We start from the raw sequence: 24258 nt of genomic DNA on the forward strand, positions 1-24258 counted from the left end.
TTCTTATTTCCATAATAATCGTTGATAGAACCGGTCTATTAACCAAAACAACATCAATATTTCATGAAACTGTACAGAATTGGAATAATACTCATAACAGCACTGATAATATGCTCATAAAAAAAGAAGAATGGTAATCTACCATTCTTCTCTCCTACTCTATTATTTTCCAATGAACATTTGAGTCCAGTAGTTTCCATCTTCAACATGTCCTACCCCAATGTGAGTGTAATCTCCATTTAGGATGTTAGCACGGTGACCTTCACTATTCATCCATGCATCTACAACTTCTTCTGGAGACTGTTGACCTTGTGCAATGTTTTCTCCAGCAGTATTGTAATCAATACCGAAGCTTTGCATCATATCGAACGGAGAACCATAATTCGGGCTATTGTGGTCGAAATAGTTATTAGACTGCATATCTTGAGATTTTGCTTTAGCTACTTCACTAAGTTCAGTATCTAGCTCAAGTGGTTGTAAGCCTTGCTTTTCTCTTTCTTGGTTAGTAAGTTCAACTACTTCTTGTTCGAATTGACTTACATCTTCGCTTTGCTCTTGGCTTTGTTCATTTTGGCTATTGTTTTGTTCTTGTTGTTGAGATGGTGCAGTTGCTTGCTCATCAGCAGCTTGTTCTTCTGATTCAGCAGCTTGCTGTTCAGTGTTTTGCTCTTCAGATTGTTCTGGTTGAGCTGGTGTTTCATTAGATTCAGATTGTTTTTCTTCTTCTTTTTTAGGAGTATCTTCTTTAGGTTGTTCTTGCTTTACTTTATTTATGATAGTCTCCAAATTAATATTCTGCCAATCTAATTTTGACAATTTATCTTTAATAGAATTGATTTGATCTTGTGAAAGTTCATTCACCTGACCATTTACAGAATACAAGAATTTATATGAAGTTTGGATAGACGGTTGCTCATTTGCAGACGCATCTGCTTGTCCTGCAAAAGCTCCTCCAAAAATTAATGATGCTGATAATGCAGCAGCAATTCCTACTTTTTTAAACATGTAAAACGCACGCTCCTTTTGTTTTTTGTTGTCTTGCTTTGTGCAATAACACTATAGCATGGGTTTTATGTAATAATTGAAATATTAATGGTATCCTTTACCAATGTTACTGGAGATGCATATGGTTTATAATTTAAAATCTATTAAACCCTTATGTATTCTATAATTCTATTTTAGGTTATCTTGACCAAGCTTGGAAAAACTAATTTAATCAGGAAAAATTTACTACTAAGTTATTGTTGACAACCTTCTAGAATAGGCTATATATTACAAATTGAGCATCAATGTAACGAAATTGTTACTTGTATTTGTAGATTTTAATGTATTAGATTATATGGAATGGAAAATTTTAAATTCAAAGAAATCTGTGGAATAAAATTTATCCACCCCCACAAAAGTTTTTGTAGAATAGAAAAGTATTATATAAAAATTTGTCTACAATAAATATGTTTTCAAATATATTCTGTCATCAATGGAGGATTTATTATATGTTTTCAAATGCTGAAATCGGAATTGACTTAGGTACTGCTAATATTCTTGTATATTCAAAGACAAAAGGAATTGTTTTAAACGAGCCATCTGTGGTGGCAATCGATGTTAATACTAAACAAGTAATGGCTGTCGGAACAGAAGCTAAAGAAATGGTTGGTAAAACGCCGAAAAATATCATTCCAATCCGTCCCTTAAAGGATGGAGTTATTGCGGATTATGATGTGACCGCTCAAATGTTAAAAGAACTATTAAAAAAAGTAAGTAAACAGCTTGGTATGTCTATGCGTAAACCAAATGTAGTTGTATGTACACCTTCTGGAAGTACGAGTGTAGAAAGAAGAGCGATTCATAATGCTGTATCTAGTTATGGCGCGAAACAGGTTCATTTAATTGAAGAACCTGTAGCAGCAGCAATTGGTGCAGATTTACCTGTAGATGAACCGTTCGCTAATGTAATTGTTGATATTGGTGGAGGAACATCTGAGGTAGGAATTATTTCATTTGGTGGGATTGTATCCTGCAATTCTGTCCGTACTGCTGGAGATAAAATGGATGATGAAATTATTCAGCATATCCGAAAACAATATAATATTCTAATTGGTGAACGAACTGCTGAGAATATTAAAATGGAAATCGGTTATGCTCATCCAAATCATAAAGAGGTAACGATGGAAATTCGTGGACGCGATATGGTAACCGGATTACCGAAAACAATCGAAGTTACGTCAACTGAAATCTATCAAGCTATCAAAGAATCTCTAGAACAAATTCTAGAAACGATCCGTTCAACTCTTGAAGAGTGTCCTCCTGAATTAAGTGGCGATATTGTAGACAACGGTATTGTTCTTACTGGAGGAGGAGCATTGCTCAATGGCATGCGGGAATGGCTATCTGACGAAATTAGTGTTCCTGTGCATATGGCACCAAATCCATTAGAATCAGTTGCTATTGGAACCGGACGTGCATTAAAAATGATTCATAAATTACAAAAAGCTGCAAAATAAAGGTAGACTATCATTTTAGTGGTAGAACATACTCCCTAATGTGTACCCAAGGGTATGACCTAAGGGCTCTTAAACGGAATTGAACATTTACGGGCAGTATTATCCAGCTTACGTGCAGATACTACTACCCGTTAAATGATAGACAAACAACAAATTCCACACAAATTGTTTACTTTATTGTGTGGAATTCTATTTTTTCTAAATAAAAGCGTTTACAAATATACTTATTCGTTCTATAATAATTTTAGAGCCACATGAAAGCGTATTCCACGTTCATCTCTGTGGTCATGTAATATGCGTCATGCCTTGACCATATTCTATTTTATATGCCATGCTGACTATTTTGTATGCATACTCATTGCCAGAGTAGCTACCCACAAAAAGCCAGTTCAAATAATTGCGTAAAGCAATGTTATTTGAACTGGCTTTTTTCATTCATGTTCAAAGGAGGGATTACAATTTTGTCGATGAGTTTAGAAGGATTAAAGATTTTGGATCTCACACGTGTTCTGGCTGGCCCCTATTGTACTATGATTCTTGCTGATTTAGGAGCAGAGGTAATAAAAGTGGAAGCTCCTGGAGGAAGTGATGAAACTAGAGATTGGGGGCCCCCATTTCAACATGGAGTTAGTGCCTATTATCTTTGTGCCAATCGTAATAAAAAGAGTATTACGATTGACCTTAAGTCGTCTAGTGGTATTCATTATCTAAAGGAAATTATCAAAGAATCAGATGTGATTGTAAATAATTTTAAAACTGGCACGATGGAACGTTTTGGATTGGATTATCAGACTCTCACTAAGCTTAATCCGAGAATTATCTATGCATCAATAACTGGTTTTGGTGAAACTGGTCCCTACAAAGATATGCCAGGATACGACTTCATTATCCAAGCAATGAGTGGGCTAATGAGCATTACAGGTAGCCCTGAATCCGGTCCACAAAAAGTCGGTGTTGCTATAACGGATGTATTAACTGGCTTATATACTTGTATCGGAATCCAAGCAGCATTGTTAGAAAGACAACACTCAGGCAAAGGACAAAAAATTGATATTTCTTTATACGATACTGCTGTCAGCTCTTTAGTTAATGTTGCAAGTAATTATTTAATGTCCAGTCAAAATCCTAAATTATTAGGAAATAATCACCCAAATATTGTACCTTATCAAACATTTAAGTCCAAAGATAAGGATATCGTTATCGCTGTTGGAAACGATGCACAATTTAAGAGATTCTGCCACATACTTCAATTAGATCACCTAGCAAACGATAATCGTTTTCAAACCAATGCTGGTCGCGTCCAGCATCGTGATCTATTAATCCCATTACTTCAAGAATCTCTAATACTTCAAACCTCCGAATACTGGATAAACGCTTTACAAAAAGAAAAAATTCCGTGTGGTCCAATTCAAACTATAGATAAACTTCCCAAAGACCCACAATTACAAAGTAGAGATATGTTTGTATCTATGCAACATCAAACGGCTGGCCCTATCAAACTTATTGGTAATCCACTGAAATTATCCAGGACACCAGTCACCTATCGTCATGCACCACCTAACCCTGGAGAACATAACAACGATTTTATACATTTGAAAGGAGATAATAAATAATGGATTTTCATTTTAGCGAGGAACAAACACTATTAAGAAAAACAGTCAGAGAATTTACTGACAAGGAAATTATGCCTTATATTGGCGATTGGGATCGTAATGGAAAATTTGATCCAACTCTATTAAATAAATTAGCAGAACTAGGATTGATGGGAGTTTGCATTCCGGAACAATATGGTGGTAGTGGAATGGATTATAATTCACTCGCGATTGTGTGTGAGGAATTGGAACGTGGCGATACAGCTTTTCGAACCGCCGTTTCAGTGCATACTGGACTTAACAGTATGACATTATTGCAATGGGGAAATGAAGAACAAAAACAAAAATATCTTACGCCACAAGCAAAAGGCGAAAAAATTGGCGCCTTTGGATTAACAGAACCTGGTGCTGGATCGGATGTTGCTGCTCTTCAATCTACAGCAATGAAGCAAGGGGATCATTATATTTTAAATGGACAAAAAACGTGGATATCTCTTTGTGATGTCGCAGATCATTTTATTGTTTTCGCCTACACTAAGGACCGTTCCGAAAAACATAAAGGAATATCTGCATTTATCGTAGAACGATCTTGGGAAGGGTTCTCCTCTAAGGCAATCAAAGGGAAACATGGGATTCGTTCAGGGAATACTGGAGAGATATTCTTTGACCACATTAAAGTTCCAAAAGAAAATTTGCTTGGTGAAGAAGGAGAAGGATTTAAAATTGCCATGGCTGCACTAGATAATGGTCGATTTACCGTTGCAGCAGGTGCGGTTGGTCAAATTATGGCATGTATAGAGGCAAGCGTAAAATATTGTCATGAACGAAAAACATTTGGAAAAGAAATCGGAGAACATCAATTAGTCCAACAAATGATAGCTAAAATGGAAGCTGGATATCAGATGAGTAAGCTGCTTGTTTATCGTGCAGGAGAATTGAAGAATGAGGGAAAACGTAATACGAGAGAAACTTCATTAGCCAAGTGGCAGGCTTGTGATTTTGCGAATAAAGCAGCTGATGATGCTGTACAAATACACGGAGCTTATGGATATTCAGATGAATATCCAGTAGAAAGATTCTTACGAAATTCAAAAGCCCCGGTCATATACGAAGGAACGAGGGAAGTCCATACAATTATGCAAGCTGAATACGTATTAGGTTATCGTGAAGATAAACTGCTTAATCAAATGCTTCCTGCATGGGAGGAAGCAAAGTAGCTTTTGCTCATAAAGAGACATAAGGATGGCTTCTGATTTGAAATCCGAAATATAGCATGATGGTTTGAAAAAAGAATATACATTAAGCAAAGACACAACAAAAATCCACTCGAGAAAGCAAGTAAGCTTTTCCGAGTGATTTTTTGTCTCATGCCCTATCACTCTATCCTCACCTTTTTCAACTGCTCGATAGTGCATTACATGTTTGAACTAGGTTTTCACCGTAAATACCCTTCCTTACTTACGTCGTCTTTTTTAATGTACAGCAATAGATTTTTGATATTGCTCATACTGCTTAAACAAGTCCATTAATGCAGATGCTAACGCATTACCCGCTTTTCCTAAGTAATGCGTTTTTATTTGATTAATCGGAATTTGAATCCCATCTTGTAAACTATGACCCTTTAATATAGTTTGTACAAATTGCTTCCCATGATCTGTAGCAAGTGTACAACCAGCAGTCACAATAACACCGTATTTTTTATCAATTTCTGCAGTTATCGTTAATGTTTCATAGATGCTCTTAGCAGCCATACCTGAAGGCAATTTCGCGTGTCCTGCGATAAATACCGTATTCAACCTAGTCATCTCCTTATTACTTACACTGATGTTTGTTTGCTTACAGATACTCTTTCTTTAATTGTAACACCTCGTTTTTCCATCTCAGCAATGTATTGCTTTCCTGGTACCATTTTCTCTGGAGGTAACACACCTCTTGTCGTAATTGTTCCATTTGCAATCATTTGTGCCACAACAGAAATAGTATTCGCTGTTGCCCTTGCCATTGCAGTAACATTTGTATCTCTATCTTTATAGGTAATCATTTCAAAAATATGAGATATTAACAGTCCATCCTTCTCCCCTTCTACTACCACCCGTAATAGTACCGCATCCTCCCTGTCTCCTAATTCAACTATTGGATCCAGTACTTTTAAAAACACTTCTCTCGGATTTACTTCAACCCCATTTACATCAACATGATAATCTAACCGCGTTAGATTTAAATCTACCAGCAATTTAAACTTTTCCGCATGTCCTGGGTAGCGGATAGTTTTATATTCAAGTGTATTCAAATAAGGATATGATAACGATAAAGTCGACGTACCACCAGATGTATGAAATGCTTCTAGTGGTCCAAATTTTTCAAAGTGAATAGACTCCACTTCGCTTAAGGAAGGCACTTCTTGAACAGAACCATTTCTTATAATAAGGGACGGGTCCGTATAATGATCGAAGACACCTTCCATGGAAAAAACATGGTTGTATTCGAGTGGCGGTTCGGGCTTAACTGGTATTCCACCAACATATAATTTAATTGCCTTTGTTTGGTCTAGTTTACTTACACCATATCCAGATAAAATATTAATCATTCCTGGTGCTACCCCTAAATCAGGTATAATCGTTACTTGAGCTTGTTTAGCATCTTCATGATAAGTTAATACCTTATCCGTTACATGCCCAATGTGTCCCCCTAAATCAACAGAGGATACACCTACTTCGATAGCAGTTCTAGCCACTACTTCATTAAACGAATAAAATAAAGCATTAATAATTACATCGAATTGCCGCATGAATTTTGCTAGTTCATCCTGATTACTCGCATCAACTTGATATGCAGTTAATTTAGAAGAATTCAATTGATCACAGACTTCTTGTGCTCGAAGTAAATCAATATCTGCTAAACCAACTTGCTTTACTCCTTCACTTTGCGTTAAATCACGTGCTGCTTCCTTCCCCATTAAACCAGAACCTAATACACCAATCTTCATGTTATTCCCTCCCCGTAATCACTAAAAACTACTCTATAGTCAAGGCAAATACTTCCGAGAAATCTACTCCTCTGTGTCTATCTGGGCACGTTGTAATTTCCCGCTATAATCAACATAAATGGCTTTCCATTCAGTGAACACATCTAACGCTTGAACACCCGAATCACGATGCCCATTACCTGTTCCTTTCGTTCCACCAAACGGTAGATGAATCTCAGCACCAGTAGTTCCTGCATTGACATAGACAATGCCTGTATCTAAATCACGTTGTGCTTTAAAGACACGATTTACATCCTTCGTAAAAATAGAACTGGATAATCCATAAGTAACTTGATTATTTACTTCAATAGCTTCTTCAAAACTACTTACTTCAATTAATGAAACTACCGGTCCAAAAATCTCTTCCTGTGAAATTCGCATATTAGGCTTAGCATCGGTAAATAACGTCGGAGTAAAATAATATCCTTGATTATTCGTTTCCCATTCAGAGCCTCCAGCTAATAAAGTAGCCCCCTCTTGTTTTCCTATCTCAATATATTTCTTGATTTTATTTAATCCTGCTTCATTTATGATTGGTCCTACTTTTATTCCGTCTTCTAAACCATTACCAATCGTTAAATGATCCATTGCAGCTAACAGTCTCTCTTCTAGTGTCTTCTTCACTTTTTGATGCACAATCACACGACTACATGCTGTACAGCGTTGACCACTCGTTCCAAATGCACTCCAAAGAATTCCTTCTACTGCTAAGTCCAAGTCTGCATCATCCATTACAATGACTGCATTTTTCCCGCCCATCTCTAGTGATACTTTCTTTAACTGTTTCCCACAATCGGCTGCGATATTTCTCCCCGTGTCATTTGATCCCGTAAAAGATATTACTCTGATATCCTCATTATGAACCATCGCATCGCCTACTTCAGAACCTTTACCAAACACAACATTTATAACACCATTAGGTAACCCTGCTTCTTCAAATATTTTAGCTAATTCATATGCCATAATAGGTGTTTCCGTTGCTGGTTTCCAAATCACCGCATTACCAGCGACAATTGCTGGGAAGGACTTCCATGTAGCAATTGCAATCGGAAAATTCCATGGTGTAATAATTCCTACGACGCCTACAGGCACCCGTTGACTCATTGCAAATTTATCTTTTAATTCAGCTGGTGTAGTTTGGCCAAACAACCTTCGCCCTTCACCTGCCATATAAAATGCCATATCGATTCCTTCTTGTACCTCTCCTCTTGCTTCTTCTAAAACCTTTCCATTTTCCATGGTCAACAGACGAGATAGACGTTCTTTTTTATCTTTCATAATCAGGCCAACTCGATACAATACTTCTGCACGTTGTGGTGCTGGTACAAGTGCCCATTCTTTCTGAGCCCTTTTAGCAACCCGTACTGCCTCCTCAACATGAGATTGTTTAGACAATGGTACTTGCACAATTCGTTCACCAGTTGCAGGATTCGTAACGGCAGTTGTATCATCCACATCTACCCATTTACCATCGATAAAATTTTTAAGTACATCCGTTTCTAATGTAAGCGCTGTCACTATTAATCCCTCCTTTAATATTTAAAGCAATAAAAATCAATAAACCTTATTATCACAAGTATAAATGACAAAGTTTAAATTTTACAACTATTTTTAAAATACGTAAATTTACTAATAAATCACTACTTAATGTATTGTACTCTTATTTCTTTTATTCATTAATAGGGAAATCTCTTAGGAAAGCTTCCTTCGATAGTTAAATCTGTTAATTTTTTCATTGTATTTACAAATTAGATACCTTCTCTTAACATCTTCTTCTTTTATGTTATACTTATAAAATAATTTTTTTATAACGAAAGGAATTTGACATTATGGATCAACGAAAAGATCAATGGGCATCAAAACTTGGGTTTATCTTATCTTCCGCTGGTGCTGCGGTTGGTTTAGGAGCGATTTGGAAGTTCCCTTATATGACAGGAATGAATGGTGGAGGAGCTTTCTTCTTTATCTTTATCTTATTCACGGTCATTATCGGATTACCTTTGTTAATTGCTGAATTTATTATAGGTAGAGGTGCACAAAAAGAGGCTATTTCTGCTTATCAAAAACTTGCTCCAAAAAGTATATTCTCCTTTATAGGTCATTGGGGAGTAGTAGGTGCCTTTATATTAATGTCTTTCTATTCCGTTGTAGGAGGATGGGTATTAATTTACAGTCTTCTGTCTATCCCTGGAATGGTTATTACAGATGGTGCACAATACGGGGAATTATTTGCATCGATAACAGGGAATCCATTACTTACAATTGTAGGACTTGCACTATTTATCTTTATTAACTCTTTTGTTATATCCTCTGGTATAAAAAATGGAATTGAGAAATATAGTAAAGTTTTAATGCCATTGTTATTTATTTTCTTTATTATAATCGTAATACGATCTATTACTTTTGAAGGAGCTATGGAAGGCATTCAATTCTTCCTTCAACCTGATTTTTCAAAATTAAATGGTGAAAATATCTTATATGCATTAGGTCAGGCGTTTTTCTCCCTTGCTGTAGGTATTTCAGTAATGGTCACGTATAGTTCTTATTTAGATAAAAACGTGAGCCTAGGAAGTTCAGCAGCTTCCGTTTCAGTTATGAATATATTTGTTTCCTTGTTGGCAGGACTTGCGATTTTTCCTATTGTATTTTCTTTTGGTTTAGAGCCAACAGAAGGTCCAGGACTACTATTTGTTGTTCTTCCTGAAGCATTTGCACAAATGCCGTTTGGTGAACTTTTCTTAAGTTTATTTTTACTTTTATTCTTATTCGCTATCCTCACATCTTCTTTTAGTATGCTGGAAATTATCACTGCAGCTGTAACTGAAAAGAAGAATGTTTCAAGAAAATCTGTTGCTTGGATAGCAGGTATCCTTGTTTTCATTGCTGGTATTCCAGCTGCATTATCTTCAAACGTACTTGCTGACTTTCATATTTTTGGAAAAACCGTTTTTGATGCAAGTGACTTTCTTGTCAGTAACATTATGCTTCCAGCTGGTTGTTTATTTATTGCTATATTTATCGGCTTTAAAATGGATAAACAACTTGTTAAACAAGAGTTTAGTTATGGAAATAATTTAAGTAATGGTGTATTCCAAACGTGGTATCAACTCATGCGTTGGGTAGTACCTTTTACCATTATTATCGTTTTTCTTTACTCAATCGGGGTAATATAAAACTAAATAGATATTTGTGCCTCTCATCTATTTGATGAGAGGTTTTTTATAACGAGCTTCAAAAAGCCTATTGATAAGGAGTGATTAGTATGCCTAAGAAAATTATCATTGTCGGTGGAGTTGGCGGTGGAGCGACCGTTGCAGCACAAATTAGGAGAACCGATAAAACGGCAGAAATTCTTGTATTAGAACGGAATGGTTATGTCTCCTTTGCGAATTGTGGTATGCCATATTACTTAAGCGGTACGATTACTGATCGTCAAAAATTGATTTATCCTGAAGAAAAATTTGCAGAAAAATATGACCTAACTGTACAAACACATGCAAATGTAACAAAAATTGAACGAGAGCAAAAAAGCATTGTATATGAAAAGAATCAGACAGAATATAGAGCTTACTATGATATTCTAATATTGTCCCCAGGAGCATCACCTGTTCTACCTGATATAGATGGATTACAACAATCAAATACGTTTCCGTTAAGGACGATTGAAGATATGGATGCAATTGAACAATTTATTCAATCTACTAATCCCCAATCTGCTGCTATTATTGGTGGAGGATTTGTAGGGTTAGAAATGGTAGAAAGTCTACATAATCGAGGTCTTTCCTGTTCCTTAGTGGATCGTTCTGAACATGTATTAAAACGAATCGACAGCGAAATGGCTGTACATTTAGATAAACATCTGCAGGAAAAAGGAATAGCTTTGTATGTAAATGATGGAATAAAGGGCTTTTCAAATAATGGTACTACCTTACATCTTTCCAGTGAAAAAACGATCCAGGCGGATATGACGATTATGGCTATAGGGATAAAACCAAATACTGAGCTTGCCATCGATGCCGGAATGGAAATTGGAGAAACCGGCGGAATCAAAGTAAATCAACATATGCAAACTACTGATCCGCATATCTTTGCGCTTGGTGATGCAGTGGAAGTCACTGACTTTATAACTGGAGAACCGGCTCATATTGCCTTAGCTTGGCCAGCTCATAGGCAAGCATTCATTATCTCGTCTTACTTGAGTGGCAACCCTATAACTGATGATGGAATAATTGGATCATCCATTTTGCGTGTCTTTGATTTAACCGTTACAGCTACTGGGCAAAACAAGCAGACGTTAATTGATAATGGAATTGGATTTAAAGAAACTATAATGAAAGGATATTCCCACGCAGCGTATTATCCGGGATCAAAAGAGCTTTGGATGCAAATTGTCTTTGACAAAAATACTGGACAATTATTTGGCGGAAGTGTCATTGGATTTGACGGTGCAGATAAACGGATGGCTGTTCTAGCTACCGCTATCAAAGGGAAGTTAACAGTAGCAGATTTGGCTTCGTTAGAACTAGGTTATTCCCCTATTTATTCAAGCGCAAAAGATCCCTTGAATATACTAGGTTATAAAGCCATGGAACAGCTGGAGAATTAATTAAATGACCTAAAAATCCCCCTCTAAGAAACAGATGTTATTATAATCTGGCTACTTAGAGGGGGTACAATATTTCATTCTGATAAAAAACATCTTATCATCGACGACGCTAGAGGCTACGTAATGAAAAGATGTTATAGAAAAAGCGTATATTAATTATCCTCAAATTGATAAATTAGTTCATATTTACTTTCATCTAATAACTCTGCTACATGAATTCTTACACCATGTCCAAAAACAATTTCATCCTCAGTCATTGCGACTACCATCGCTTTTGTATTGTTTTGAACATCTAAGAATATATCACCCACTGCTGGCTTTAATGCATCATCTTTCTCTGCTAAATAAGAGATCGACTCATCTTGAATCTGTTGTTCTTCAGGAACTAGATTTTTATCATAATAAGCAATCTCCTGACTAGCCTCAGATTTTCCTGGTACCATCACAACATATTCATTATGTTTCACACCATTATCACGAGTGGTTAATACATTTCCATTTTCGACTTTCTCTACCTTTTCAATTTCATTTAAAGAATAATGGTCGAGAAAATCAGGTGTCGGTTTTACAATTAGAATATAATCACCCGGCTCTGGTTTTGCATGTTTATCAATGGTATATCTTTTTCCATAAAATATAAATGTGTCATTATGTTGAGGCCGATATAACTCAATATCTTTAGCAGTAGTTAAAACCTGCTTCATATCTTTTAGACGGTACATATGAACAGATTTTTTAAACATAGGTTTTACAGAATACACTTTATGCAATTCGTTCTCAAAGAAAACAAATTGACCTTTTCTAACTTGGTAAAGTTTCATTTAATGTAGCCTCCTTAATTCATTTTCTATAATAGAATCCATTTTTATATTCCCTTGAAAAGCGACTTTTTAAACATAGAACTTTAATTAACGTACATTTCCTTCCATATGCGCAAATGGTAATGTCGTGTCTACCTCCCCAAAAAGTCTTTTTTCTAAGATCTCTTGCCCTTCCATCCATTTACCAAAATCAATGACATATGGTTCCGTATCGCCTCCTAAACTAAACCAAACTTTCTTTTCTGCAGGTAGATAACCAGAAGTGTGGATCGTTCCTCCCCAATTTTTATATTGTTTAGAAAAAACTCCTCTATCCGTACCATTCATCATTCGAAAAGCTTCTTCCGCACTTAACTTATTCGTACTATTGTTTTGCATTGCAAATAATCTGCGGTAGGAATCATCTAAGTAATTTCGATTCTCTGTTGTTAAATTTTCAAAATGATTGGTACACAAATTTCCTTTTCTCACCGATGTCCCACGTGCAGACCCTTCGATTATAAAAGTTTCTTCATGTTGGTCCAATACTAAATAACTAAAAGCATATCGATGTGGGATTTCTTGTAATAGGTGTACTGCTTGCTCTACATTAGAACATGTTTCTAACACAATTCGACTAATCATATTACAGATAAATCCTTCTCCAGGCTTTTTCCGATGGGTAAAGTTATATCCCAATACGAGCCCATGTTGATTCATTCCATCTAATCTTCCTGTAATACGCTGAGATGGTCCAACACATGTTAATCCAGTATCCGTAGGTTGAAATAAAACCAATCTTCCTTCATATGTTTTTGGATGGTAATCATAATTTCGAATCATATAATTGCTGCTTGTAAATACGGAACATCCACTCGAAGGTAAGTTAATTCGATAACCTGCAAATTCTTGAAGGGTATCGGAAAGTGACCACTCAATTCCATCTCTAATTCCCTCTAGCTCTTCCCATATTCCAGGTGCATAAGCATTAATCATAGCTTTTACTTCATCGATATTAACTGTAAATCTTGGTCTCCTTAGTTTCCATTGCTTCTTACGATTTTCCATCACAAAAGAATTTTTGATACTTTCTCCTTGCATTTTTCCAAAATGATAGTGCGATCCTCTAAAAGTTATTACATCTGTATATATTTGTTGCATAACATAATCACCTATCCTTATGTATAAATACAAACTACTGAAAAAAGGTCCAAAGTGAAATAACTTTACTCGGCTTTGTTAGTTTAGCTTATAACCCAATATAAATTCAATAAAAAAACATGAAGAATTTAATTTTCTTCATGTTTTAAGTCTTCCACTTTTATAGACAGTGCTTCCCAGCGAGTCATTTTTTCTTCCAATTCCAATTCAACTTCTTGTTGTTTCGCATATAATTTCTGTACTTTCTCTGAATCACTTCCAGCATCAACAATCGCTTGTTCAATTTCTACAATCTGATCCTCTAATTCCGTAATTTCATCTTCAATCGTATCCCATTCTCTTTTTTCCATATAAGATAACTTCTTTTTCTTCTTCCCATTTTGAGGAGTATTAATGGTTGATTTCTTTTTGGATATTGGTTGTGTTTCAATTAATTCCTTTTGCTTCTCAAGAAATCCGGTATAATTCCCATAAAATGTATCCGTATTGCCATTCCCTTTAAATACGATCAGCTTATCAACTACTCGATCTAAAAAGTAACGATCATGTGATACGGTTATGACGACACCAGGAAAATGATCCAGATAATCTTCTAGAACGGATAGTGTCTGCGTATCAAGATCATTTGTCGGTTCATCCAAGAACAACACATTTGGCTCTTGCATTAATACTTTTAATAAATACAGTCGACGACGTTCTCCGCCGGATAATGTTCGAATATAGGACCATTGTTGAGCACGGTCAAATAGAAATCGTTCTAGCATCTGCTCAGCAGTAATTACTTCTCCATCTTTTGTATGAATAACTTCAGCTACATCTTTAATATATTCGATAATACGCTGCTGATTATCTAGTTCCTCTTCTCCTTGGGTATAATAACCAATTAACACCGTTTCCCCTATTTTGACATAGCCTTGGTCAGGTTCCGTACGTTTTGCCATCATATTTAGAAGCGTTGTTTTTCCTGTACCGTTATTACCAATAATACCGATTCTGTCTCCCGGTATAATAAGGTGAGAGAAGTTACTCAATACTGTCTGATTTCCAAATGATTTATAAAGACCATCTAGTTCAATAACGTCATTTCCTAGTCTTTTTGAACCTGCTTGAAATATAACTTCTTCTTTCTTCGTATCAAATGTTTGATTTTTCATCTCTTCCACTCGTTCTACACGAGCTCGTTGTTTTGTCGATCTAGCCTTAGCACCACGTTTTAACCATGCAAGTTCACGCTTTAACGTATTTTGATGTTTTTGTTCATTACTACGTTCTAGAGACTCTCTTTCCGCTTTCTTCTCTAAAAACAACTCATAATTTCCTGCATACGTGTATAAATTCCCTTTATCTAATTCAAAAATTCGGTTCGTTACCCGATTTAAGAAATACCTATCATGAGTAACAAGTAAAACAGATCCAGAATAGGATTGCATATATTTTTCTAACCACTCAACCGTATCATGGTCTAAATGGTTCGTAGGTTCGTCCATAATTAACAAGTCTGCCGGCTGTATTAATGCTTTTGCGATCGCGATTCTCTTTTTCTGTCCACCCGATAGTTTTCCAACAATAGCTCCGAAATCAGTGATTCCTAATTTAGTTAAAATGGTCTTTGCAGTTGTATTTGCTTCCCAAGCCTCTACTTCATCCATTTTTTGCTGTATATGAATTAATTTCTGCTGTAAAGCTGCATCATCTGGGTTATTTTCTAAATCCAACAATGCTTGCTCATACTCTCTCATAACTTGCATGATTATCGAGTCACCATAATATATTTGATCTAACACCGTTAAATCTTCTTGTAAACTCGTTTCTTGTGTAACGTATTCAATATGGTAATCTTTGGAATGTTTTATCTCTCCGTGATCTGGACTATCTATTCCTGCAATTACTTTGAGAAAACTTGATTTGCCTGTCCCATTTACTCCTATAAGTCCAATTCGTTCCTTCTCACCGATGGTTGCAGAAATTTGATTAAATAATGTTTTATCCCCGTATGTTTTACTTAAATTATCTATAATTAACATTGTACAGACCTTCTTTATTCGTTAATATCATTATCTTCTTTAGTGTTTTTCTTTAATCGAAGCCATTCTTTAATTACCAATACTAATAATAATAACATCCAAGAAGTCACTAGATAAAATATCCATGTATTTAATTCATTCATTTGATCATAAAAGCTAGCCATCCCCATCCAAATTAATGCTGTAATCACCAGCTGTCCAACTAATAGCTTCATTTTTGACTCTCTCCATTCAATAAAAAAATACCTATCGTATAGTTTATCTTATACGTAGGTATTTTTCTATGGTAATGAAATGAAATATTTTAACTTAAGACTGATTTTACTTTGGAAGTTGAACGAGTATAGTAACGTACATAATTTTTATTTGCAGTAATATATAGTCCACTTTTTATTTGATACATATGTCCATCACCGACAGGGAACTTATCTTTTTTTACTGTAAATACTTCACCTTTATGAACAATAACTGCTTTATCTTCCCAGTCAGGGCTATTATATGTCCATAAAGAATCTGCCAGAATTTCTAAATACCCTGTGGATGCAGCTCCACCATCTGGCAGTTCAAGTGCATCTGCAACTCCAGTCGCATGACTTGTTGCTATTGAATGAAGAAATGAGGAAGATTTTAGTTTATTAGCGTCTTCTCTATGATCAATAAATCCATTCTCCGTTAAAACGGCGGGCATTTGCGATTCACGAAGCATGTGAAAATTCGCTTCTTTCATACCCCTATCATAAAAGCTAGTCTGATTTACGATAGATTGATGTACTAATTGACGCAAACGATGTGTTTCCGCCTTTCCTGAATAACTACCATTAAAAATAAATGATTCAAACCCAGTACCTCCACCGGCATTAATATGAATGGATATTAAATAATCAGCTTGCCAATTATTTGCCATAGTCGTTCTTTGCGATAGAGAGACTGTTTTATCTGTTTCTCGAGACAATCGTACTTCATGTCCATCAAATGTTTGTAACAAGTATTCTTTCATACGAAGCGCGATATCTAAGGTAATATCCTTTTCCTGTAATCCGTTTCCTGTTGCACCAGGGTCATTTCCTCCATGACCAGGATCAATAAAAATTCGCTTCATACTTATCCTCCTTGTCCTTATCTTATTATTTTGCTAACTGATGTTCCATGAGTACTTGATGTTGTCTTTTGCCTTTGTACGTCACATAATTATTTTTGAACCAAGCTGTTAATGTAGCTACAATAGTAAAGATTGAAGAAAGTATTTCTCCCCACAGCTCTTGTGTTCCAGGTATGGGATGGTATCCAGCAGTGATCAAAAACTGATTAGTTAAAGCTAGAACAAGTACGATAGTTCGAATAATCGTTCCTTTATCCATGTCCCCACCTCCTTTTTTGTATAAAGGCATGTATTCGTCAATTTTCACACCCTAAAACAAAAAATAAATGATTGAAATGGAAGACGGCGACTCCTTCTCAAGTCAACGTTAGCTGAAGACCTACTTGATAATTGTTCTTCTTCTCAAGTTAGCTAAAAACTAGTGCCTCTAAAAAAAGCCGTCAGCAATGGAAATCAAACAGCATAGTATTCGAATTTTATACAAATTCTCTTACTATGAAATTGACTCATAAAAAAAGAAAAATCAATCGAAATAATTCGTTCCGTTGATTTTTCTTCCATCCCTAACAGCTATTCCATTTTGTTATACTCTGCAATCATTTGCTCATAGGTTAGTGCGCCATAAGATTTATGCCTGATAATACCTTCCGAATCAATCATATATGTCGTTGGAATTGGGCTAATTCGATACGCTTTTGATACTTCCCCTTTTTCATCTAAGAGAATTGGAAATGTCAGCTCTAGCTCTTGCGAAAAACGTACTACCTGTTCCCTATTCATTTCCGTATCGGTTAGATTAACAGCTAGAATATTGGGCTGTAAATCTTGATAAAATCGCTGCATATCAGGCATTTCTTGTCTACATGGTGGGCACCATGTCGTCCAAAAATTTATCATAACTCGTTCTCCCTTAAAATCCGAAAGACGAAGTTGTTGACCATCTATTGTTGTCAATTCAAAATCTGGAGCACGTTCCCCGACTTCAGTACCATTCGCATAAACTGTCATAATTGGTAAAAACATGCTAATACTTATTATCATCATTACATATTTTAAAAACTTCATTTACTCCCCTCCATCACGAGCTTTAATCATAGTTTTCCTGTTCTTCGAATTTGCATACAAGAAAAATTTCATCATAAAATGATGCTTGGATTATAGTGTAACTTCATTTCGTAAGGTTAGTTAAATAGTTATTAACTATTCAAAATAACTTGAAATATATATCCATAAATAGGAAAATTCGTTGTTAGGGGGGTGGATAGTGAAAAAGAAATGGGTAAAACCGGCGATAATAATTTTACCTTTAAAGATAGTAAGGTCATCGATTATGATATAGATATAGGGAAACTTCATTTAGTAGGGGTTTTTGTTTTTTACATTTACGAACAGTTTATACCACTTATCCTCTTTTAGGTTTAACTCATCATCTCGAAGTGTGAGTATAACTGTCCGTTACATAAAGATAAGTATTTATTTTTTAATTCACCTCAAGTGAATAATTGGAATAAAAGAAGGAGTTGATCAATATGGCATTAAAAAGCGGGTTGAAAGATTGTATTACGGATGTTGAGGGCGTGCAGGTTGGACATACCACTCTATATGAAAAAATAAATGAAAAAGACACCATTTGTACGGGCGTGACAGCCATATTACCACATCCAGGAAATTTATTTCGTCAAAAAGTCATAGCCGGGTGCTTCGTAATTAATGGATTTGCTAAAACAACTGGACTCGTTCAATTGAACGAATTAGGTCTCATTGAATCTCCTATTATGCTCACAAACACGCTAAGTGTAGCACCAGTAATGCAAGGAACATTGACGTACATGCTTAATGTCACGGAAGAAATTGGTGATACAACAGGTACCATTAACCTTGTTGTTGGAGAATGTAATGACAGTTATCTAAACTCTATTCGCTTACAAGCAATTACACCATCGCACGCTATTACTGCAATTGAATCTGCAAGTACAGAAGCAAGCTTAGAAGGTGCAGTTGGTGCGGGAACAGGTATGCAATGTTTTGGATATAAAGGAGGAATTGGAACAGCTTCTCGCCTTATTAAATCTGAAGATGTTACCTATACCTTAGGAGGACTTGTTGTTAGTAATTATGGAAATCGCGAACAAGCTACCTTTGCGAATTGGAGAGCCACAGAGCAAGAAACACCAGATGGTTCTATTATGATGATATTGGCTACAGATGCGCCTTTATCCGACCGACAATTAACACGAATTACCAAGCGATGTGCCGCAGGTCTCGGGCGAACTGGAAGTGCTATTGACCATGGAAGCGGGGATATAGCGATTGCTTTTTCTACAGCAAATCAAGTGATGCATGATTCGAAAAACCATCTGACAACCGCAACTTATATTCGCGATGATCATCCAATAATGAATCAAATATTTCAGGCTGTTGTGGAGTTAATTGAATCCTGTGTACTTCATTCTCTTCAAAAATCTGAAACTACAGTAGGACGATCAGGACATAAATTAGAGAAAGCTCCGTTATAAGCTAATTCGGATTAACCAAATACCTTAATTATGAATTTGATTCATGCAATAAAAAAACCGAGCTATAGCTAACTAACAATCACAATTAGCTATAGTTCGATTTGGCATTCTTTATTTTGATTTCAGGAAGAAAGCATTAGGTACATCAGAACGGAAAAGCATTAACTTATTTGTTACCGGATGATAAAACGAAAGTATCTTCGCATGAAGGCCCAATCTACCAATAACACTTTTACCTTTGGAACCATAACGTTTATCTCCAACAACTGGATGTCCAAGCTCTTCCATATGAACACGAATTTGATTTTTTCTACCTGTTTCTAATTGTAACTCCAATAATGAATAACGATCATTTGTTTGCAGAACTCGATAACGTGTCGCTGCTCGTTGACCATCATCCTTTACTCGTGAAGAATACATTTTTCGAGTTTTACTTTCTTTGAGCCAAGAGACGATATATCCTTTCTCTTTGGCTACTTTTCCTTCTACAAGTGCCACATAGGTCCGCTCTTTAACGATATTTTTCCAATTATTCTGAAGCTTACGTTTGACTCGTTCGCTTTTTGCAAACATCATTACTCCAGATGTATCTTTATCAAGCCGATGAACAACAAATACACGATTTGCTGGATGTTGTTGTTTTACGTAATGCATTAATTGATGCAATGCCGTATGCTTTCGTTCTTTTTCCGTCGCAATCGAGAGTAAACCAGACTCTTTCTCAATTACAATAATATCTTCATCTTCATACATAATCGACATTCCTACAAATACATCCTGTTGGATAGCTGCTTTGTTTTTCAAAATTCGCACAGTACTACCCTTGTTCAACATAAAATTATGTTTCGTCTCGATATGATCATCTACGGACACTTGCCCTCTCGTCAAAATCGATTTTACGGAATTCCTGCTCCGATTATCCATTACCTTTAATAGAAATGGTAACAGCTCTTGTTGTTCTTCTACTTCATACGTTAAGGAAGCAGGCTCCTTCCTCGATCGGGGAGGTTTTCTTTTCTTCATATATCATAACTCCTTCATATAAAAAAGTTAAGATGATAACTCACCCTAACTATAATAGAGCTTTATTCCTTTCATTCTCATCTAATCTTCATCGTTTACATCTGGATCTTCAGGAATTGGCTCTTGTAAATATTCTTCTATCATTTTCTTATATTTCTCCACTTGTTCAAAATGGGTGGTAAATTGCTGTTTGTTAACTAAATATTGCTTGCCGTCATGTATGGCATTAATTTTCCCTTGCAGGACGAGTGCAGATAATGTAGATTCGCTCATAGATAAGTATTCAGCTGCTTCAGGAATCGTCACGTACATGTCCAAGCACCTTTCTATATTATATTAAATATGTTGTACATTTAGCACATCATGATACTTAGATTGTTTTTGGATTTGTCCTTTAGCAAATGGACATAAAGGAATGATTGTTTTTCCTTTTTCCCTAGCATAAGTCACTACATGGTCTAGTAATTGTTGGGCAATACCCTGGCCACGAAGATCAGTAGCTACATAGGTGTGATCGATCACTAATCGACATTCTCCAGATTCCACAAATGTGATTTCAGCTTGGGGATTCCGAATATCTTCACCTATATAAAATTTATTTTCACCTTTACTTATAGTAGCCACACTACCCCTCCTATTATTCAGCATCTATTTTATTATACTCCTATCATTTTATTGGAACAAGCATATATTTTTTCCTATATTCACTTGCTTTAACCAAAGTAAATTAATACTCTTTTTTAATAAGTTATTCCAGGAAAAATATAGATTAGCAAGAGTAGACCCAATGAATTATTGCAAGGTATAATAACACATATACGAAGGAGGAAAATAATGGGGGAATACATTCGTGAACTTTCAGACTCCGATTTACCATCCATAATAGCCATGGATACAGGAATTAAAAATGACTATGTGATCCGTGTTTTTAATCGTGTTAGTACTGGCTCTAATCGATTATACGGACTATTTATTGATGAACAATTGATTAGCATTGCAGGCTATTCTATTTTTGCACACAGGTATGCCATGCTCGGTAGGCTTCGAAGTGATCAGCAATTTAGAGGTCGAAATTATGCGACAAGATTAATGGCTTTTGTAAGAGATGTTGCATTTCAATTGCCTCATGTAACGTGGGTTGGAGGAAACACACAAGAAAATAATCCCTCAGCTAGACGTGTTTTGACAAATATTGGTTTAACCGAATCAGAAAAATTATATCCTGCCTTAAGTCAAAATATTGAAACTCTCATAAAAAATGTTGATAAATGGAAGTTAATAAAGGACTCGAAAGCAAAAAGAAGAATTTTATATGAGGCATTTGTATATCATGAACAATTGTTCTCTTATGAATGTTATAATCCTTTTCCAGCAACAAATGACTTATTTACCGAAGCAAATATAGAAAACTGGAATATATATCAAAGTCCCGAATGTATTTATCCTCTTGTTACTAAAAAAGATGTTAAAGATAATACATACCTACAAGTAATTTATCCATTTTCTGATTTGTTTTCTCAACCTGGACTATGGGAAACAGTCTATGATGATTATCAAGCTTTACAATTAAGTGAAACTGACAAAGAGGTCTATATTTGGTTGGATATCCCGGAACAACATATACATCACCTACCAGTTGATCATCCATTTCATATCGATTCTCCATGGATATTACATGGTATGAATATCGATACTTGGAAAAAGATCAATAAGAACTCTGGAGTTAGTTGAGTAAACATATTAAAACTAGTGAGAAAGATCATCGAGGGATGATCTTTCTCACTGTTTTATATCAAGAGTTATTTTGAGAAATGAAAGCTATGTTTTTAATTTCATTAGAGATTTACGAACATTTACCTGCTTAAATGCAATCATGAAGATCAAAGCAAATATTACATAACTAATTCCAACGAGAAATGCACTAAACAGTGGAGAAAGCCATTCCATTAAAAATCCTGCTAATATCATTGCAATTCCCATTGAACTGTTCTGTATCATAGTAAAAGTACCAAATAAAAAGCCTCGTTTGGACTCCGGAAGTATCTTCATTAACACTGTGTCGAAACAAATATTACTGATACCCCCTACAAAGCTAATCAGTATTGCTAGTAAAATAGCTTGATAAAACAAATAAGATTGGCTTAGAAAAAGGTGCCCCATTCCTTCAAAGAAAATCATATAAACTGCGATAGTAATGTACTTTCCACGAATCCATTTTGCAATAAAGGAACTCAAAACAAAACCTATGCCTAACGCTCCATAAATTAGACCAACTCCAATATTACCTTTGCTAAATACATCTAATGCAATCAAATTAAATACAACATTATCAATACCATTTGCGAGTGGCATTACTGCGAATACGATAAGTAATACACGTAACAATGCAACGTTTAGTATTAATTTGCTCGAACTAAAGGAGGTATAAGATTCAACATCTTTTATATTCTTACTAAGATTAATCTTTTTAACACTCCAAACAAGACACGCAGCACATAAAAGAAATAAAGAATGAAAGAAGAATAAGATAATGACATCAAAAAAATAACCGATTATCCCACCTAGTAATGATCCAAATACGAGTGTGATACCAATTACATTCTGTTCTAAACCATTAACAGAAACTAAATTCTTTTTCTGAACAATTTCGGGTATAATCGCAAACCGTACTGGCCTGTAAATAGCATTTCCAATAGAAATAGCTAATGCACTAAAGTATAATAACCAAAGTTGTTCAGTACTTACTGCTAGTATGGGAAGTAATGCAAAGGGTACTCGCAATAAATCTGCCCAAAATAATAGATTCCCTTTATGAAATCGGTCTGCTAAATAACCACTAATTGGAGTAAAAACAATTGTCGGTAGGACTTGCAAAGACAATAATATACCTAGTGCCATTCCTGATTCAGTTAATTTATAAAGCAAGGCTAATGACCCTACTTGTGCAAAGCGACCACCGATGCCATTTAAGATAGAACTCCAAAATATCATTTTATAGGTGGATTCTTCATACAGTATCTTTGGAATCATCATAGTAGACTAGCCCCTCTCTTCTAATTAGATACTTATCTAATCAGTTATTTAAAAAATAGACCTGATTATACAGGCCACATTTCTACTGGATTAAGTTCATAAATCCCATTTTGTCGAAACATAAAGTGAGTCATAACGAGTTCACGCCTCACTGTTGCATAATCTTCGTGATATTGCATGATATATTCGTTAATCTCTATTTCCTTATATGTTACTCCATGCTTTAATCCTCGTATTATGTACTCTAAAATAATTAACTTTTTCTTTCTTTGTGCTGGTAGAGCCTCAATTCTTCCTTTACTATCTACAAAGTTTTTTATAACATTTGCTTTCTCTTGATCGGTAACATCAAAGTTCCCAAACATATCGTCTCCTCCTATTCGAGTGATTGCTAAAGCCATTCTTTCAAGTTTGTCATCATTGAGATAGAAATAGATGGTATTTTTATCACGTCGCTGATAAACTACATCGATTTCTTTTAATTTTGTTAAATGATGAGAAATTGTTGGAGGCTTTAAACCTAATTTTCCTGCGATTGCTTGGCCGTGAAGTGGTCCTTGCTTTAGTAAGGTAATAATACGAATTCTAGTTTTATCTCCCATTGTCTTATGAAAATTAACGATTCGATTTAATTGCATAAATACACCTCCTCATCTAATTAGATTATAATCTAATTAGATGCATATGAAAACACTTTTTTGAAAATTCTTTATAAGTAGGATGAATCCAGTTGCAAGCAATAGAAGATAAAAGAAAAGAAATGATTGAATTAGCTTTAAATCAAGGTTTTAACTCGAAAAAAGTAATACAGATTTCACAAGAATTAGATGAATTAATTTATCAAAATCAATTGAAAGGAGTTTATGACAATGAGTAAA

The 24258-nt window shown here is 35.3% G+C and carries 25 protein-coding genes; 9 read left to right on the top strand and 16 right to left on the bottom strand.

All coding sequences use genetic code 11. From position 1 onward, the window contains the following. Positions 1-162: 162 nt before the first annotated feature. Positions 163-1005: a CAP domain-containing protein gene (locus ABC346_RS18305; protein WP_413236210.1), complete on the bottom strand. Its 843-nt coding sequence runs from the start codon at positions 1003-1005 to the stop codon at positions 163-165. Between the two features lie 488 nt (positions 1006-1493). Here ABC346_RS18305 and mreBH point away from each other — a divergent pair, with 488 nt between their 5' ends. The 3 genes from mreBH to ABC346_RS18320 all read left to right on the top strand — a co-directional run bounded on the left by mreBH (position 1494) and on the right by ABC346_RS18320 (position 5310). Then, a complete protein-coding gene (gene mreBH, locus ABC346_RS18310; RefSeq protein ID WP_413236211.1) occupies positions 1494-2501 on the top strand; it encodes a rod-share determining protein MreBH in 1008 nt (335 codons plus the stop codon). Between the two features lie 461 nt (positions 2502-2962). Then, entirely contained in the window at positions 2963-4114 is a 1152-nt protein-coding gene (locus ABC346_RS18315; protein ID WP_413236212.1) for a CaiB/BaiF CoA transferase family protein, read from the top strand. Then, positions 4114-5310 (top strand): acyl-CoA dehydrogenase family protein, encoded by a 1197-nt coding sequence (locus ABC346_RS18320; protein WP_413236213.1) that lies wholly within the window; start codon positions 4114-4116, stop codon positions 5308-5310. Before ABC346_RS18315 ends, ABC346_RS18320 begins: the two co-directional genes overlap by 1 nt. Positions 5311-5565: 255 nt before the next feature. Here the strand turns inward: ABC346_RS18320 and ABC346_RS18325 are convergent, their stop codons facing one another. The 3 genes from ABC346_RS18325 to ABC346_RS18335 form a co-directional block, all read right to left on the bottom strand. Next, a complete protein-coding gene (locus ABC346_RS18325; RefSeq protein WP_413236214.1) occupies positions 5566-5889 on the bottom strand; it encodes a DUF3870 domain-containing protein in 324 nt (107 codons plus the stop codon). A 20-nt stretch (positions 5890-5909) separates the two neighbouring features. Continuing rightward, positions 5910-7079, bottom strand: a complete 1170-nt coding sequence (locus tag ABC346_RS18330; protein WP_413236215.1) for a saccharopine dehydrogenase family protein — start codon at positions 7077-7079, stop codon at positions 5910-5912. A 63-nt stretch (positions 7080-7142) separates the two neighbouring features. Further along, on the bottom strand, positions 7143-8636 hold the full coding sequence (locus ABC346_RS18335) for an aldehyde dehydrogenase family protein (RefSeq protein ID WP_413236216.1): 1494 nt from the start codon (positions 8634-8636) through the stop codon (positions 7143-7145). Between the two features lie 311 nt (positions 8637-8947). On the opposite strand from ABC346_RS18335, the gene ABC346_RS18340 reads away from it, so the two are divergent. Together ABC346_RS18340 and ABC346_RS18345 are read left to right on the top strand one after the other, a co-directional pair. After that, positions 8948-10291: a sodium-dependent transporter gene (locus ABC346_RS18340; RefSeq protein WP_413236217.1), complete on the top strand. Its 1344-nt coding sequence runs from the start codon at positions 8948-8950 to the stop codon at positions 10289-10291. Between the two features lie 89 nt (positions 10292-10380). Then, positions 10381-11724, top strand: a complete 1344-nt coding sequence (locus ABC346_RS18345) for an FAD-dependent oxidoreductase (RefSeq protein ID WP_413236218.1) — start codon at positions 10381-10383, stop codon at positions 11722-11724. A gap of 152 nt (positions 11725-11876) precedes the next feature. Here the strand turns inward: ABC346_RS18345 and ABC346_RS18350 are convergent, their stop codons facing one another. From ABC346_RS18350 to ABC346_RS18380, 7 genes are all read right to left on the bottom strand, one after another. Then, positions 11877-12545: a hypothetical protein gene (locus ABC346_RS18350; protein ID WP_413236219.1), complete on the bottom strand. Its 669-nt coding sequence runs from the start codon at positions 12543-12545 to the stop codon at positions 11877-11879. Between the two features lie 87 nt (positions 12546-12632). Next, positions 12633-13685: a C45 family autoproteolytic acyltransferase/hydrolase gene (locus tag ABC346_RS18355; protein ID WP_413236220.1), complete on the bottom strand. Its 1053-nt coding sequence runs from the start codon at positions 13683-13685 to the stop codon at positions 12633-12635. A 128-nt stretch (positions 13686-13813) separates the two neighbouring features. After that, the gene (locus ABC346_RS18360; RefSeq protein WP_413236221.1) at positions 13814-15709 is read right to left on the bottom strand and encodes an ABC-F family ATP-binding cassette domain-containing protein; all 1896 of its coding nucleotides are present in this window, start codon (positions 15707-15709) and stop codon (positions 13814-13816) included. A gap of 14 nt (positions 15710-15723) precedes the next feature. Further along, a complete protein-coding gene (locus tag ABC346_RS18365; protein ID WP_413236222.1) occupies positions 15724-15924 on the bottom strand; it encodes a hypothetical protein in 201 nt (66 codons plus the stop codon). An 89-nt stretch (positions 15925-16013) separates the two neighbouring features. After that, positions 16014-16808, bottom strand: coding sequence for an N-acetylmuramoyl-L-alanine amidase (locus ABC346_RS18370; RefSeq protein WP_413236223.1), 795 nt, complete (start codon positions 16806-16808; stop codon positions 16014-16016). Between the two features lie 25 nt (positions 16809-16833). Continuing rightward, complete coding sequence (locus tag ABC346_RS18375; protein ID WP_413236224.1) at positions 16834-17067, bottom strand: phage holin; 234 nt, start codon at positions 17065-17067, stop codon at positions 16834-16836. Between the two features lie 311 nt (positions 17068-17378). After that, a complete protein-coding gene (locus ABC346_RS18380; protein WP_413236225.1) occupies positions 17379-17873 on the bottom strand; it encodes a peroxiredoxin family protein in 495 nt (164 codons plus the stop codon). 192 nt (positions 17874-18065) lie between these two features. Here ABC346_RS18380 and ABC346_RS18385 point away from each other — a divergent pair, with 192 nt between their 5' ends. Next, positions 18066-18224: a hypothetical protein gene (locus ABC346_RS18385; protein ID WP_413236226.1), complete on the top strand. Its 159-nt coding sequence runs from the start codon at positions 18066-18068 to the stop codon at positions 18222-18224. A gap of 113 nt (positions 18225-18337) precedes the next feature. Next, entirely contained in the window at positions 18338-19324 is a 987-nt protein-coding gene (locus ABC346_RS18390) for a DmpA family aminopeptidase (RefSeq protein ID WP_413236227.1), read from the top strand. 111 nt (positions 19325-19435) lie between these two features. Here ABC346_RS18390 and ABC346_RS18395 read toward each other — a convergent pair whose 3' ends face one another. From ABC346_RS18395 to ABC346_RS18405, 3 genes are all read right to left on the bottom strand, one after another. Beyond that, the gene (locus ABC346_RS18395; RefSeq protein ID WP_413236228.1) at positions 19436-20347 is read right to left on the bottom strand and encodes an RluA family pseudouridine synthase; all 912 of its coding nucleotides are present in this window, start codon (positions 20345-20347) and stop codon (positions 19436-19438) included. 81 nt (positions 20348-20428) lie between these two features. Then, a complete protein-coding gene (locus ABC346_RS18400) occupies positions 20429-20659 on the bottom strand; it encodes a helix-turn-helix domain-containing protein (RefSeq protein ID WP_413236229.1) in 231 nt (76 codons plus the stop codon). Positions 20660-20683: 24 nt separating this feature from the next. Beyond that, entirely contained in the window at positions 20684-20971 is a 288-nt protein-coding gene (locus tag ABC346_RS18405) for a GNAT family N-acetyltransferase (protein WP_413236230.1), read from the bottom strand. A 210-nt stretch (positions 20972-21181) separates the two neighbouring features. Here ABC346_RS18405 and ABC346_RS18410 point away from each other — a divergent pair, with 210 nt between their 5' ends. Then, positions 21182-22078, top strand: coding sequence for a GNAT family N-acetyltransferase (locus ABC346_RS18410; RefSeq protein ID WP_413236231.1), 897 nt, complete (start codon positions 21182-21184; stop codon positions 22076-22078). Positions 22079-22165: 87 nt separating this feature from the next. Here the strand turns inward: ABC346_RS18410 and ABC346_RS18415 are convergent, their stop codons facing one another. Further along, positions 22166-23380, bottom strand: coding sequence for an MFS transporter (locus ABC346_RS18415; RefSeq protein ID WP_413236232.1), 1215 nt, complete (start codon positions 23378-23380; stop codon positions 22166-22168). A 65-nt stretch (positions 23381-23445) separates the two neighbouring features. Next, positions 23446-24018 (bottom strand): DUF2087 domain-containing protein, encoded by a 573-nt coding sequence (locus ABC346_RS18420; RefSeq protein ID WP_413236233.1) that lies wholly within the window; start codon positions 24016-24018, stop codon positions 23446-23448. A gap of 92 nt (positions 24019-24110) precedes the next feature. On the opposite strand from ABC346_RS18420, the gene ABC346_RS18425 reads away from it, so the two are divergent. Next, positions 24111-24257, top strand: a complete 147-nt coding sequence (locus tag ABC346_RS18425; RefSeq protein WP_413236234.1) for an aspartyl-phosphate phosphatase Spo0E family protein — start codon at positions 24111-24113, stop codon at positions 24255-24257. Position 24258 lies beyond the last annotated feature (1 nt).

Origin of the sequence: Oceanobacillus phoenicis, from assembly GCF_047238145.1 — a bacterium.
GTDB lineage: Bacteria > Bacillota > Bacilli > Bacillales > Amphibacillaceae > Oceanobacillus.